Source organism: Evansella clarkii, assembly GCF_002019695.1.
Lineage (GTDB): Bacteria > Bacillota > Bacilli > Bacillales > Salisediminibacteriaceae > Evansella > Evansella clarkii.
Genome location: NZ_KV917376.1, coordinates 2739425 through 2752001, shown reverse-complemented (window position 1 = coordinate 2752001; position 12577 = coordinate 2739425). Strand labels below are relative to the sequence as shown.

At 43.5% G+C, this 12577-nt stretch carries 15 protein-coding genes; 9 read left to right on the top strand and 6 right to left on the bottom strand.

Annotated features, from left to right (window positions below; genetic code table 11):
* Positions 1-22: 22 nt before the first annotated feature.
* Positions 23-1138: a mechanosensitive ion channel family protein gene (locus tag BK582_RS12750; protein ID WP_078595405.1), complete on the bottom strand. Its 1116-nt coding sequence runs from the start codon at positions 1136-1138 to the stop codon at positions 23-25.
* Between the two features lie 95 nt (positions 1139-1233).
* Positions 1234-1659, bottom strand: coding sequence for a universal stress protein (locus tag BK582_RS12745; protein ID WP_078595404.1), 426 nt, complete (start codon positions 1657-1659; stop codon positions 1234-1236).
* Between the two features lie 325 nt (positions 1660-1984).
* Here BK582_RS12745 and BK582_RS12740 point away from each other — a divergent pair, with 325 nt between their 5' ends.
* The 8 genes from BK582_RS12740 to BK582_RS12705 all read left to right on the top strand — a co-directional run bounded on the left by BK582_RS12740 (position 1985) and on the right by BK582_RS12705 (position 8187).
* The gene (locus BK582_RS12740) at positions 1985-2671 is read left to right on the top strand and encodes an ATP-binding cassette domain-containing protein (protein ID WP_078595403.1); all 687 of its coding nucleotides are present in this window, start codon (positions 1985-1987) and stop codon (positions 2669-2671) included.
* Between the two features lie 248 nt (positions 2672-2919).
* A complete protein-coding gene (locus tag BK582_RS12735) occupies positions 2920-3348 on the top strand; it encodes an Hsp20/alpha crystallin family protein (RefSeq protein ID WP_078595402.1) in 429 nt (142 codons plus the stop codon).
* Between the two features lie 16 nt (positions 3349-3364).
* Positions 3365-3700 (top strand): YppG family protein, encoded by a 336-nt coding sequence (locus BK582_RS12730; protein WP_078595401.1) that lies wholly within the window; start codon positions 3365-3367, stop codon positions 3698-3700.
* Positions 3701-3810: 110 nt separating this feature from the next.
* The gene (nfsA, locus tag BK582_RS12725; protein ID WP_078595400.1) at positions 3811-4560 is read left to right on the top strand and encodes an oxygen-insensitive NADPH nitroreductase; all 750 of its coding nucleotides are present in this window, start codon (positions 3811-3813) and stop codon (positions 4558-4560) included.
* A 423-nt stretch (positions 4561-4983) separates the two neighbouring features.
* On the top strand, positions 4984-5631 hold the full coding sequence (locus BK582_RS12720; protein ID WP_078595399.1) for a class I SAM-dependent DNA methyltransferase: 648 nt from the start codon (positions 4984-4986) through the stop codon (positions 5629-5631).
* A 13-nt stretch (positions 5632-5644) separates the two neighbouring features.
* Positions 5645-6118, top strand: coding sequence for an S-ribosylhomocysteine lyase (locus BK582_RS12715; protein WP_078595398.1), 474 nt, complete (start codon positions 5645-5647; stop codon positions 6116-6118).
* A gap of 9 nt (positions 6119-6127) precedes the next feature.
* The gene (locus tag BK582_RS12710; protein WP_078595397.1) at positions 6128-7057 is read left to right on the top strand and encodes a PLP-dependent cysteine synthase family protein; all 930 of its coding nucleotides are present in this window, start codon (positions 6128-6130) and stop codon (positions 7055-7057) included.
* A complete protein-coding gene (locus tag BK582_RS12705; RefSeq protein WP_078595396.1) occupies positions 7054-8187 on the top strand; it encodes a bifunctional cystathionine gamma-lyase/homocysteine desulfhydrase in 1134 nt (377 codons plus the stop codon). The genes BK582_RS12710 and BK582_RS12705 overlap by 4 nt, the downstream gene beginning before the upstream one ends.
* 205 nt (positions 8188-8392) lie before the next feature.
* On the opposite strand, the gene BK582_RS12700 is transcribed toward BK582_RS12705, so the two are convergent.
* The 4 genes from BK582_RS12700 to BK582_RS12685 all read right to left on the bottom strand — a co-directional run bounded on the left by BK582_RS12700 (position 8393) and on the right by BK582_RS12685 (position 11658).
* Positions 8393-8629, bottom strand: coding sequence for a hypothetical protein (locus BK582_RS12700; RefSeq protein WP_078595395.1), 237 nt, complete (start codon positions 8627-8629; stop codon positions 8393-8395).
* Between the two features lie 51 nt (positions 8630-8680).
* Positions 8681-9856 (bottom strand): MGDG synthase family glycosyltransferase, encoded by a 1176-nt coding sequence (locus BK582_RS12695; RefSeq protein WP_078595394.1) that lies wholly within the window; start codon positions 9854-9856, stop codon positions 8681-8683.
* Between the two features lie 857 nt (positions 9857-10713).
* Positions 10714-11139 (bottom strand): GNAT family N-acetyltransferase, encoded by a 426-nt coding sequence (locus BK582_RS12690; RefSeq protein WP_078595393.1) that lies wholly within the window; start codon positions 11137-11139, stop codon positions 10714-10716.
* A 3-nt stretch (positions 11140-11142) separates the two neighbouring features.
* A complete protein-coding gene (locus BK582_RS12685) occupies positions 11143-11658 on the bottom strand; it encodes a YjcG family protein (RefSeq protein WP_078595392.1) in 516 nt (171 codons plus the stop codon).
* Positions 11659-11960: 302 nt separating this feature from the next.
* On the opposite strand from BK582_RS12685, the gene BK582_RS12680 reads away from it, so the two are divergent.
* Positions 11961-12533: a phosphatidylglycerophosphatase A family protein gene (locus BK582_RS12680; protein WP_078595391.1), complete on the top strand. Its 573-nt coding sequence runs from the start codon at positions 11961-11963 to the stop codon at positions 12531-12533.
* Positions 12534-12577 lie beyond the last annotated feature (44 nt).

Here is a 12577-nt window from a genome sequence, read left to right as displayed (position 1 = left end):
TGTTTAAAAAGGACTTGAGGAATTAACCCTCAAGTCCTTTTTTAGCACTTCCTTCTATATTACCTGCGTTTTCAACATAGATACTTTGAGAAGGGAAAGCGATTTGAACTCCTTCTTCTTCGAGCACCTGAAGAATGTAGTGGTTTACTCTCTCCTTTACTTCAAGGAATTCTGTCCATGCTGTCGTATTAGTAAAGCAGTAGACAAAAATATTTAAACTGCTGTCTTCTATCTTGTCAAAACGAACCATGATCAGTTCCTGGTGAATTTCCGGATTATCCTGCAGATAGTCATTGATCCTCTCTACTGCACGCTTTATATTCTCTCTCGGAGTAGAGAAGGTCACGCCCATATTAATAGAAATCTCCCGTTTGCCCATCTTTGTCCAGTTTGTAATCGGTTCGTTAGCTAAAGTTGAATTTGGAACTGTAACAAGAGCTTGTGAGAAGGTCCGGATTTTTGTGCTGCGGAATGAAATATCCTCTACTGTTCCTTCCACACTTGGTGTGCTGACCCAGTCGCCAATTTTAAAAGGCTTTTCGGTTATAATGACAACCCCCCCGAAGAAATTGCTCAGAGAGTCCTGGGCCGCAAGTGCAAAAGCAAGCCCTCCAAGACCGAGACCTGCAACAAAACCAGAGACGTTATACCCCCACTCCGCTGCAATAATACTTAATGCCATCGCAATGATCGCAAACCTGAGCAGCTTTGAAAGGAATGGCATAAGAATATTATCAGCTTCCACGTGGAACCTTTTGCCTACCTTGGTAAACACTGCAGAATTTGGGCTGGTTAAATTGAACAATCCCCAGGCAACAAGAATTACAATCAGGGACCTGTAAATTAACCCTATTAAATTCATTACATTGTCACCATGCGGCAAATATACGAGTGCTATATAAATACCAATGATAAAGAAAAAAGCTCTTAAAGGCCGCTCAAAGGCCAGCAGCACATTTGTTAACACATCAGCATGAGCTTTTCTCGAAAACATGAGAATAAACTTAAAAAGATATGTAGTAAATATCTTTCGGAAGATGAGAAATAAAATAACTATCCCTACAGCGATCCCAAACTCTGTCCAGGTAAAGGCTATTTCTATCTCTTCTAATATTTCTTCGAAGTCTGTTTCGTTCATCTTGTTTGCTCCTTTCTAAGACAATACCTCCCGCAAGTAACAGTATAAACACTAACGGTGAATAAAAAAAGCACTCTCTATTATTTAGAGAGTGGTTAGTTCATATTGTCAGGAACTACCATTACAGGGCATTGAGCCAGATGAAGTACACCGTAACTGACACTTCCAAGAATGGCACTGACAAAAGGTCCGCTTCCCCGGGAGCCCATAACGATACACCGTGCTTTTTGTTCTGCAGCTTCATCCGTTATCTGAATTGAAGGAGTACCGATCCTTACTTTTTGTTCATATGGAACTCTCTCATTCACCAGTTCTGCCGCGGACTTCATCACTTCCTGGCCCTTTGCCTCTTTCTCGGCGAGCCACCTCTCGTCTCCAGGGTCCTCCCCGGAGAATAATTTCTCCTTTTCAGGCTGAACATTGAGCACTAAAAGGGGTTCCGTATATTTTTCTGCCATCTCCACTGCAGTTTCTACTGCTTTCAGAGCATGGGAAGAACCATCAACAGGGACGATTATCATTATACCAGCACTCCTTTCAATAAACTTCGCTTCCACTCATGTTTTGAGGGGGTATTACGGACGATTATAGCGGGATAAATGCATTGTACCTTTTTTAAAGAAAAATAAAACTTACCCGCCTCAAAAAATTTTGCATATGTTATAGGCATTCAGGAATAACATAGTACTTACCAGCGGAAAATTCTGAATAAAAAGATAACTGTAACAAAACTGTCATTTTTCAACAAAGAAAGCGCTTTCAATTTCTGCTTATTGATGGTTAAATACTCATAAGGGGACTAAGGTTACGTGTACAGCAGTGAAAAAATCTTTTGGGAGGTTGTTTATGGGGATTGTCAGTTTATCCAATGTACTTAAACGCTTTTCAGCCGACGGGGAAATGAATATTCTTTTCGAGAATATGAATCTGCAAGTGAACGAAGGTGAGGTAGTCGTTATAACAGGCGGTTCACAAACGGGCAAGTCTACATTGCTTCATATGATAGCGGCTATGACACCAGCAAACAAAGGCACGGTGGAAGTTTTCGGACAAAACCTGGTAACGATTAAAGAACGCCCGAAATGGAGGCTGGAGAACATTGGCCTTGTAACCGATGAAGGATGTTTATTACCTTATTTGACTGTAAAACAAAACCTGCTTCTTGGAACGGACAGAAGTGAGGCGGATTATCCTTTAAAAGAGGCACAGGCCCACAGAATTCTCGAAGGGCTTGGTTTTTCATCAGAATCAGTAAATGAAACACTGGAAGGGCTGACTTCCAAAGAACAGATCCTCGCAACTATCGGGAGAATCTTCATGACAAATCCAAAGCTTATTCTTGCTGATGAACCTGGAAAGAGATTGTCAGGGCCTGAGGGAGAAGAAGTTATAAGAGGAATGTTTCAATTTGCAAGATCCAATGGTTCCACGGTAATTGCAGTCAGTAATGATCCAGGGATTATCAAGAAGGCAGATCGATTACTCAGACTGGAAAACCGCAAACTCGTGGAGGTGCAGGAAGCCGCAGGGTAATTTCAAATGAGGTATAACAGAACAATATTAGTTTCAGTAAATACCGGGAAAGCCATAATTCAGCTGTGTACATCTGGCGAATGTATACAGCTTTTTTCATTTGTATTTCCCCCTGCTCAATCTGGTTTACTTCCCTTTAATAAACAAACCGCCCAACAAAGTTTTTTTCTGAAAAACTGTGCTTTTGCCTATTCGCCATCCCTCTTCATTACATACGATGTAGTGAATTGATATGTGAGGTGATAAGCATGAGCGAAGAAAAGAAACGTCCTTTACTCCCTTTTCAGGAAAGACCTTTCGGAGACTTACTGCAGTCAATTGATTCTTTTTTTCAGGATACAGTAAAGCATATAAAAGCGCCTAGGTTCATTCCCACTTATCAGTATGAAACGAAAAAAGAATATATTATTGAGGCTGAACTTCCAGGTGTGCAAAAAGACCAGATTGGCCTGGATATTTACCAGAACTATATAAAAATTTCCGTACAATCCGAAGAGATCACCGAGGAAAAGGACGATATTCAAAACACATTTAAGCACAGCAGCAGATTCCAGAGAGCGGAAAGAGTTGTACAGCTTCCCTTTCTTGTAAACGAATCAGAGGTTAAAGCTGTATTGAAAGATGGAGTACTGCAGATCAGGATCCCGAATAAACGTAAAAGAATCCCAATTGATTAATAAGGAGGAATAAATAATGTATTATCCACCTAACCACGGCCGGCCAGGCCGGCCTCCTGTAAATCAGCCGCCAATGTATCCTCCATATCAGTCACAAGGTATGTACTGGCAGCAGCCATACCAGGCTCACAACGGCCAGCAAACGAACAGCCGCCCAGGAGGAGCAAACTACCCACAGGGCCAGCCACAACCTCCAAGACCTGGAGCTGGCATCTTATCTGCGTTTAAAACAAAGGATGGCAAATTCGATTTTGATAAAGCCTCCACTACCATCGACCAGGTAGTTAAAGTTGGAAATCAGATCAGCCCCCTCGTAAAACAAGTAGGAAGTTTTTTCAGCACTAAAAATTAAAAACAGACTCATTATTTTTTTTATATGAATAACGGGCAGTGCCCGTTTTTTAATTTCTTCTCCCCCTTATGCTACAATGAAATAAAACAACAACAAGGGGAGAAATTGGGATGAATGATGTCATTGAAACAATTTTAAATCACAGGTCGATCAGAAAATTTAAAAATATCCCGCTCACCGACGAGCAAATAAAAACAGTTGTATCCTCTGCACAAATGGCCTCCACTTCGAGTTACATACAGGCTTACACGATTATCGGCGTGAAGAACCCCGAAACAAAACAGAAACTCGCGGAACTTGCAGGAGGACAGGCTTATGTGGAAAACAGCGGCCACTTCTTTATATTCTGTGCGGATCTTCAAAGACATGAACTCATTGGAAAAATGGAAAACACGGATGTATCAGAAGCTCTGCAGTCGACTGAAAAATTTATGGTTGCTGTTATTGATGCAGCACTTGCAGCACAAAACGCCACACTCGCTGCTGAGTCTATGGGCCTCGGTATCTGCTATATCGGCGGAATAAGAAACAATATCGCTGAAGTTTCAGATCTTCTGAAACTTCCTGACTATGTAATTCCTCTCTTCGGCCTTACTGTTGGCGTTCCGGAATCTGAGGGTTCTCAAAAACCAAGACTGCCATTTGAAAATGTATATCATGAAGAAACTTATATTCAATCAGAAGACAAGCTGATCAGCCAGCTCCATGAATACAACGAAACGGTGGCGGCATATTACCGCGAAAGAACCGATGGAAAGCGATCCGACACCTGGACTGGCCAGATGGCTGGCATGCTGTCCAGCGCAAAAAGAAAACAAATGATGGAGTTTGTTCAAAGCAAAGGATTTATGAAAAACTAGCCCTTAAAGACAAAACTGTCCGGAGTAAACAGGCAGCCTTCTGCTGTCTTGTTACGCGGCAGTTTTTTTATTTTCTGTAAGAACTTTTTTCTTCCTCCCGCTGAATGCCACAAATTCCAGGGCTATTTTTTAATTTCATAAAGTGAACCTTCAATCAGTGGGGGTTTTGTTCAACCCCCACTGATTGTTAGTTGAACCAATCGGGATGTTAGCATCCGTTATCTCCCACCTAAACTTCACCGGTTCAACTCAAGTTTTGAGGTGGGAGTTTTACGGACGATTTCATCGGGATAAATCGGGTATATAAATTACTACAGCTTTGTTTTCTTGGCATTGCTGTGGAGCGCTGCATATGATAAAATATAGAAAGTTAATCCCGAGTAAGTTAATGAGTTTTATATGAATTCTAAGGAGTGACTAATCATGGGAAGAGAATTCGTTGATCTGTTTAACCGTTGGGCAGAAACTTATGACTCCACAGTGGCAGGTATGGATGAAGAATATAAAGATGTATTTGAAAATTACGGGCAGATTCTGCAGGAAGTTGCCAGCAGAGTAAATGGTCATGTCATTGAATTTGGGACCGGAACAGGAAATCTGACTGAATTTTTAGCAGCAAAAGCGGAGACAGTTATGGGTGTGGAACCTTCAGATAAGATGCGGGAAGCCGCAAACAGAAAGCTTAAAGAAACAGAAGTGGTAGAAGGAGACTTTCTCGTTTTTCCCGAGCCTGAACAACCGGTGGATGCCGTCGTTTCAAGCTACGCATTCCATCATCTTACAGACGAAGAAAAAGGAAAAGCGGCTGCTATTTATGCGGATATACTAAAGACTGGCGGAAAAGTCGTTTTCGCTGATACAATGTTTATGAATGAAGACCGAAAACAGGAAATTATCCGGGACGCGCAAAAACGCCAGTTCTTTAATTTAGCGGAGGATTTACAGACAGAATACTACACCACTCTGCCGGTAATGGCTTCTATTTTCGAAGATGCCGGTTTTGAGGTGAGTTTTACCTCCATGAATAAATTCGTCTGGATCCTTGAGGCGGTTAAGCGCGAAAATCACTAAGGAGGAATGTATTATGACTAAGAAAATGAATGTAGAAAGTTTCAATCTTGACCATACGAAGGTGGCTGCTCCGTATATCCGCCTTGCAGGGGTAACAGAAGGCGCGCAAGGTGACAAGATTTATAAATATGACATCCGTTTTAAACAGCCGAACAAAGAGCATATGAAAATGCCGGCACTACACTCTTTAGAGCATATGATGGCGGAATTCAGCCGAAACCATCATTCCCAGATCGTTGATATTAGTCCGATGGGCTGCCAGACCGGCTTCTATCTCGCAGTCATTAACGATGACAACGTGGAAAACGTGCTGGAGCTTGTGGAAAAAACACTGAAAGATGTGCTGGAAGCAGATGAAGTTCCAGCCTGCAATGAAGTACAATGCGGCTGGGCTGCTTCCCATTCTCTTGAAGGCGCGAAGGAGCTGGCGAAAGATATGCTCGACCAGAAAGATGGCTGGACTGCCGTTTTTGCTGAAGAAGCATAGGTGAGCGTTATGACAATCTACCAGGGAATCCACTCGTTAATCGGTAATACACCACTTTTTGAAATAACAAATATTGAAATTCCAAATAAAGCGAGAATCTTTGCTAAACTGGAGTTTTTCAACCCAGGCGGAAGTGTCAAAGACAGGCTCGGCCAGGAGCTGATCAGGGAAGCGGTGGATAATAACCGGATCAGCTCTTCCGGCACGCTCATTGAACCAACCGCCGGAAATACTGGGATCGGCCTGGCCCTCGCTGCTGTAGGAACAGAAATAAAAGTTATCTTTGTCGTTCCTCAAAAGTTCAGCCAGGAAAAACAGACTTTGATGCGGGCACTTGGGGCAACAGTTGTAAATACGCCTACTGAGGACGGTATGAAAGGCGCTATTGCAAAAACGAAGGAACTTCTTAAGGAAATCCCTGACTCCTACTCCCCTTCTCAGTTTGCCAACCCGGCCAATCCGGAAACCTACTATAAAGGATTAGGACCGGAAATTGTCAGGGACCTTGATAACAAAGTGGATGTTTTTGTGGCAGGAGCCGGCACTGGCGGAACATTTATGGGAACTGCCAGATATTTAAAGGAAGTGCTTCCTTCAGTGAAGACCTCCATCGTTGAACCTGAAGGATCTATTTTAAACGGGGGAGAATCAGGGCCGCACCGTACGGAAGGAATCGGCATGGAATTTCTCCCTGATTATATGGATACCGGGTTTTTCGATTCCATTCACACGATAACTGATAAAGAAGCATTCCAATGGGTGCTTGAACTCACAAAGAAAGAAGGCCTCCTTGCCGCAAGTTCTTCAGGAGCTGCCTTTGCTGCAGCGATGAGGGAAGCGGAAACCGCTAAGGAAGGCGCTCACATTGTCACAGTCTTTGCAGACAGCAGTGAGCGGTATTTAAGTACAGGCATATACGAAGGGACGGATGAAACATGAAAAAGAAAACACAGCTCATTCACGGAGGTATAGTCGGAGATGAATTCACTGGTGCAGTATCCACACCAATATATCAGGTAAGCACGTACAAGCAAAATGGCGTAGGAAACTTCAAGTACGAGTATTCCCGTACAGGAAACCCTACCCGTGAAGCACTTGAAGCACTGATTCGTGATCTTGAGGGCGGCCACGCAGGCTTCGCTTTCGGCTCCGGGATGGCTGCTATATCAGCAATCCTGAATATGTTCAAAAGCGGGGACCACGTTGTTTTCACAGATGATGTGTACGGGGGGACGTACCGCCTCATGTCTAAAGTGATGAACCGTTTCAATATTGAAGTAGACTTTGTGGACACGAGCAGCCCTGAAAAAGTGAAGGAAGCGATCAAGGATAATACGGTGGCTATTTACGTTGAAACACCGACAAATCCCCTGCTGAAGATTACTGACATTCGTGTGATGAAGGAAATTGCTGACGAGAATTCGCTCCTTCTCATCGTAGACAACACATTCAGCACACCATATTTCCAGAACCCTATCGATCTTGGAGCTGACATTGTGCTGCACAGTGCCACAAAATATCTTGGCGGGCACAGTGACGTTGTTGCCGGACTAGTTGTAGTAAACAGCCAGAAGCTTGCTGAAGAGCTTCATTTCGTGCAGAATTCCACTGGCGGAGTGTTAGGGCCGCAGGATTCATGGCTGCTAATTCGCGGAATTAAAACTCTGGGCCTTCGTATGGAACAGACAGAGAAGAATACGAAAGAAATAGTGAAGTTCCTGGAAAACCGCGACGACATTGAAACGATCTGGTATCCAGGACGGGAAGACCACCCTGGACGTGAGATTCACCTGAGCCAGGCAACTGGTTTCGGCGGAATGGTATCCTTTGATGTAGGAAGCGGTGAAAGAGCGGAAGAAGTATTGAGGAAAACTAAATTCTTCACACTGGCAGAGAGCCTCGGTGCTGTAGAAAGCTTGATCAGCCTTCCTCCAAAAATGACGCACGCTTCTATTCCAAGGGAACGACGCCTCGAACTAGGGATTACTGACGGATTAATCCGAATCTCTGTAGGAATTGAAGATGCGGAAGATTTAATCGAAGACTTAAGACAAGCACTTGACCGCTGAGCGTAAAAATCAGAGGCGATTGCAGTGCGTGGCTTGGTTTATCGGCGAAAAATTGATTTTATCGGCGAAACCTGAGTGTTTATCGGCGAAAATAGGATTTTATTGGCGAAATACTGATTTTATCGGCGACCCGCCAATAAAACCTTAAAAATCAGGACACAAAAAAGATGGCAGAGGTCTGCCATCTTTTTTTATTGTAATTCCATTACAGCTTTTCTGCATTTCTGCTGCTGCTTCTTTCTGATGAGGCAGGCAGGACTGCAAGGATGTTCTTCACTTGAAATCTCCTGTATGCCTTTCTCAGATGGCAGTACCCATGAACCCACTGGTCATCAAATTTTTCCACCGAAACAACACGCTTTGAAATAAGCCCTTTTTCCGAAAGGTACATTAATACAACAGGATACCTCCCGGATAGCGCTTTCCGCAGAACACCTTCCATCCTGCTATCCCTCCTTTAATAAAAGATAACCGAACTTATGTTCTCTTTTTATTATAATTTATTCTCCTCGAGCTGGCAAGTGTCACCCAATTGGAAAATCATTGATTTTTCCGAAAACTCTTCAGCCCCGTTCTCTGCTTTTGCAGGTGTATATACTTCCTGACCAATCATAACCTGAACAATTTGTTTGCGTGAATTCCCTCGTCCTTTTTGGAAGACCGGCCTATTATCAGGTTTATTAAGGATATGTGACAATAATGTTCTCCTGTTAATAATATGGACACTATTATAGCTGGCTAATACTCTCCGGTTTTCTTTTTCCTGCCCTGGAAGAGGAGATATTATCCCCACTTGAACGTTCGAAGAGACAGCTTCCGCCATTGATACACCACCCGGCTTCGAGATAACTAAATCGGCCGCTTTTACATAATCTACATAGTCAGAAGTGAATGGTTTGGAAACGAGAACAGATCCTCCATTAATAATTTGTCTGCATGGCTTCTGTTCATTAACTTTCCCTCCGAAAAGGTAAACTTCCCACGGTTGCTGTTCCTTCTGCAGCAGCTTTTTTATTTTTTTCTCAGGGGTCAGTCCTTCTCCTCCCCCTGATACGACCAAAACTCGTTTCCCGCTGCTGATCCCCAGTTTATTTCTTATCAGCTGTTTTTCAGTTTGTTCCTCCCATACTTTTTTCACAGGGATTCCGTATGGGTAAAAACGACAGTGTGGATACGCCATCTGAAGTTCTGCTGCTTCTTCCTTTTCACTAAGAAAGACTCCGGAAACACAGCTTGTTAATGAAAGTTTATGAGTTGAAAAATCAGTGATCACTGAATATAGGGGGATATTCCTGTGCTCTGTCTGCTGGAGCATGAGTGACGCGACTTGTGTGGCAAGAGGATGAACAGCTGCAATGCATGTACATTCTTTGTCACTTAAAAATTGGAGCTGCTTCCCCCACCAGAATTTCAATAAAGGCTGAATGAATTCTCCTATTCTTTGAAGATCGGTCATTTTGTAAACTCCGTCCCATAACAGGGGGAATTTCTTAATACATATGAAATAGGCAGTTTTAAGCCTCGACGCAGTTTCAGTATCCACGAGAGAGAAAACATCAATAATCTCCGCTTCTCCCCCATGCTCTTCCCATTCTTCCTGCAATGCTCTGCATACCTGATTATGCCCCTCTCCTACGGAAACAGAGAAAATCAGTAATTTCCTGCTCATCTGCAACACTCCATCTTCATTGTATGGTTAGTATGCACAAAGGCTTTCGGCCAAGCATAGGAGCTATTACAGGAATATTCAGCGGGAAGAGAGACAATTCTGGATTTTTAAAGTTTATTCTGGCAAGCATTAGCAGATGGCTTGAAGTATAAGGGGGATTGTGTGCTCGAATGGAAGAAAATTAGGGTAGATATGGTAAGCTGTAGCGGCTCGCATGCCCGAACTTTGAAATATGGCAGAAGAACGGGAACGTTGGAGCTTCTCGCGTTACCTCTTTACCGCTTTTTTCTCCCGAGCGGGCACGCGAGAGCTTCTTACGTTACCACTCTACCGCTTTTTTCTCCCAAGCGGGTACGCGAGAGCTTCTTGCGTTACCGCTCTACCTCTTTTTTCTCCCGAGCGGGTATGCGAGAGCTTCTCGCGTTACCGCTCTACCTCTTTTTTCTCCCGAGCGGGTACGCGAGAGCCTCTTGCGTTACCGCTCCAACTCTTTTTTCTCCCGAGCGGGTACGCGAGAGCTTCTCGCGTTACCTCTTTACCGCTTTTTTCTCCCGAGCGGGTACGCGAGAGCTTCTCGCGTTACCTCTTTACCGCTTTTTTCTCCCGAGCGGGCACGCGAGAGCTTCTTACGTTACCACTCTACCGCTTTTTTCTCCCGAGCGGGTACGCGAGAGCTTCTTGCGTTACCGCTCTACCTCTTTTTTCTCCCGAGCGGGCATGCGAGAGCCTCTTGCGTTACCGCTCCTACTCTTTTTTCTCCCGAGCGGGTACGCGAGAGCTTCTTGCGTTACCGCTCCAACTCTTTTTTCTCGAATCATTAAAAAAAGACGGCTTAAATAAATCAGCCGTCTCTATCTTTACATTATCTGTTTCTTCATTGCTACATGCGGGATACCCGCATCCATAAACACGTCGGAGTGAGTTGTGTAACCAATTTTTTTATAGAAAGCCTCTGCGTGAGTCTGGGCGTTCAGCTTAATTTCAGCTACCCCATTCTCTTTTGCAGCTTCTTCTATTTTTCGCATCAGCTTTTCGCCGACACCTTTTTTGCGGTGGGATGGATGTACACAAATCCGCTCCACTTTGCCAAAACCTTCAAGAATCCGAAAACGGCCCGCGCCAATACTTTCCCCTTCATCATACACTACAAAATGAAGAGAATCATTTTCATGAGAGTCCATTTCTTCTTCGAGAGGCACGTTTTGCTCTTCTACGAAGACAACTTTTCTGACTTCATAGGCATCTTTTAATTCCTGTTCTGTCGTGACGAGCCGTACTTCCAAAATTTATACTTCCTTTCCTAATAAGAACGTTTCGTAAACGGTCCATGTTCCGTTCTCCAGCTGATAGAGTAAAGAGAATCTGTCGATTGTTTCTTTATGGTCGAGACTCTCCAGCCTGAGCCTGCTGCTCACATCGGAACACTCATCATTATCAAGTTCCTGGCCGATTGTTATATGAGGCACAAAAGTATATTGCTGCTCCTGAGCCAGCGGCCCGCTGTTCAGCTTATCATGCAGAGCAAGAAGTTCCTCATTTGTTTTTACTTTCATATAAATAGTGTTTGTAACAGGGTGGAACGAGCTGAACTTGTACACACACATTTCAAACGGACTGCTTTCTCTTGCAGCCTGGCGTATATATTTTACTAACTCTTTCATTTCCTCTTCATCCGCATCGAAAGCTTCTTTCAGCGTCAAATGAGGCGGGATTTTAGAGTAATGAGAATCATATCGTTTTCGGTAAGAGTTCGCAATGTCCTGTAATTTTTTTGACGGAAAAGCAGCAATCCCGTATCTCATTTAATTCCCTCCTTGATTGCAGCTGTATGAGTTTATACGTTAATACAGCCGGCAAAAATTTTTAATTTATTCTATTTTTCCGGTCTTTCCTGATACCTCTTTTTTTACCTTCTACATTAACTATAAAAAAACCTTCACGATTTTGCAAAAATTAAGCAGCTATTCGTTAACGCTCCCTGAAAGTTTAGTCTTTCCCGCTAAAGGGAATTCAAGTTTCAGACCAGCGCTATTTTAAAATAGTTGTGGTAAAATGGCATAATAGAGCGAACTTTCGTAAAAGTCGTACCAAGGAGTGAATTTTAATGGGAGATAGAAAACCAGAGAGAGTACCAGTAAGAAGTGATGTAGTCGAGCAGGCTACAAGAGATAAATTAGAAAAACGGGGCGTAACAATTGAGTCAATCGCGCAAATCGTTTACGATCTGCAGCTCCCTTTTAATGAAGATTTACACATGGAAGACTGCATGGACAGTGTAAACAAAGTGCTGCAAAAGCGCGAAATACAACATGCAGTACTAGTAGGAATTGAGCTGGATGAACTTGCTGAAAAAAAACAGCTTTCCCAGCCCCTGCAGGAAATTGTTGAATCCGATGAAGGGCTTTTCGGAGTAGATGAAACGATCGCCTTCGGTTCTGTATTTGGCTACGGAAGTATTGCTGTTACTACTTTCGGTTACCTTGATAAAGAAAAAGTAGGAATCATCAAGGAGCTGGATACGAAGAAAGGTGAAGAGGTTAACACCTTCCTCGATGACCTCGTCTGCAGTATCGCAGCGAATGCTTCCGGCCGTCTCGCCCACAGGCTGAGAGACCGCCAGGAAAAGCTGCAGGAACAAGAAATCATCGATAAAGACCGGGAAGAGCGAATTGGATAATTACAAAAAATGCCAGCACCCCTGTGAACTAAGTTCATGGGGGT

Excerpts from the sequence above, each read along its gene's own strand:
- BK582_RS12750 (WP_078595405.1), bottom strand. The coding sequence starts at position 1,138 with ATGAACGAAACAGACTTCGAAGAAATATTAGAAGAGATAGAAATAGCC.
- BK582_RS12745 (WP_078595404.1), bottom strand. The coding sequence starts at position 1,659 with ATGATAATCGTCCCTGTTGATGGTTCTTCCCATGCTCTGAAAGCAGTA.
- BK582_RS12740 (WP_078595403.1), top strand. The coding sequence starts at position 1,985 with ATGGGGATTGTCAGTTTATCCAATGTACTTAAACGCTTTTCAGCCGAC.
- BK582_RS12735 (WP_078595402.1), top strand. The coding sequence starts at position 2,920 with ATGAGCGAAGAAAAGAAACGTCCTTTACTCCCTTTTCAGGAAAGACCT.
- BK582_RS12730 (WP_078595401.1), top strand. The coding sequence starts at position 3,365 with ATGTATTATCCACCTAACCACGGCCGGCCAGGCCGGCCTCCTGTAAAT.
- nfsA (WP_078595400.1), top strand. The coding sequence starts at position 3,811 with ATGAATGATGTCATTGAAACAATTTTAAATCACAGGTCGATCAGAAAA.
- BK582_RS12720 (WP_078595399.1), top strand. The coding sequence starts at position 4,984 with ATGGGAAGAGAATTCGTTGATCTGTTTAACCGTTGGGCAGAAACTTAT.
- BK582_RS12715 (WP_078595398.1), top strand. The coding sequence starts at position 5,645 with ATGACTAAGAAAATGAATGTAGAAAGTTTCAATCTTGACCATACGAAG.
- BK582_RS12710 (WP_078595397.1), top strand. The coding sequence starts at position 6,128 with ATGACAATCTACCAGGGAATCCACTCGTTAATCGGTAATACACCACTT.
- BK582_RS12705 (WP_078595396.1), top strand. The coding sequence starts at position 7,054 with ATGAAAAAGAAAACACAGCTCATTCACGGAGGTATAGTCGGAGATGAA.
- BK582_RS12700 (WP_078595395.1), bottom strand. The coding sequence starts at position 8,629 with ATGGAAGGTGTTCTGCGGAAAGCGCTATCCGGGAGGTATCCTGTTGTA.
- BK582_RS12695 (WP_078595394.1), bottom strand. The coding sequence starts at position 9,856 with ATGAGCAGGAAATTACTGATTTTCTCTGTTTCCGTAGGAGAGGGGCAT.
- BK582_RS12685 (WP_078595392.1), bottom strand. The coding sequence starts at position 11,658 with ATGAGATACGGGATTGCTGCTTTTCCGTCAAAAAAATTACAGGACATT.
- BK582_RS12680 (WP_078595391.1), top strand. The coding sequence starts at position 11,961 with ATGGGAGATAGAAAACCAGAGAGAGTACCAGTAAGAAGTGATGTAGTC.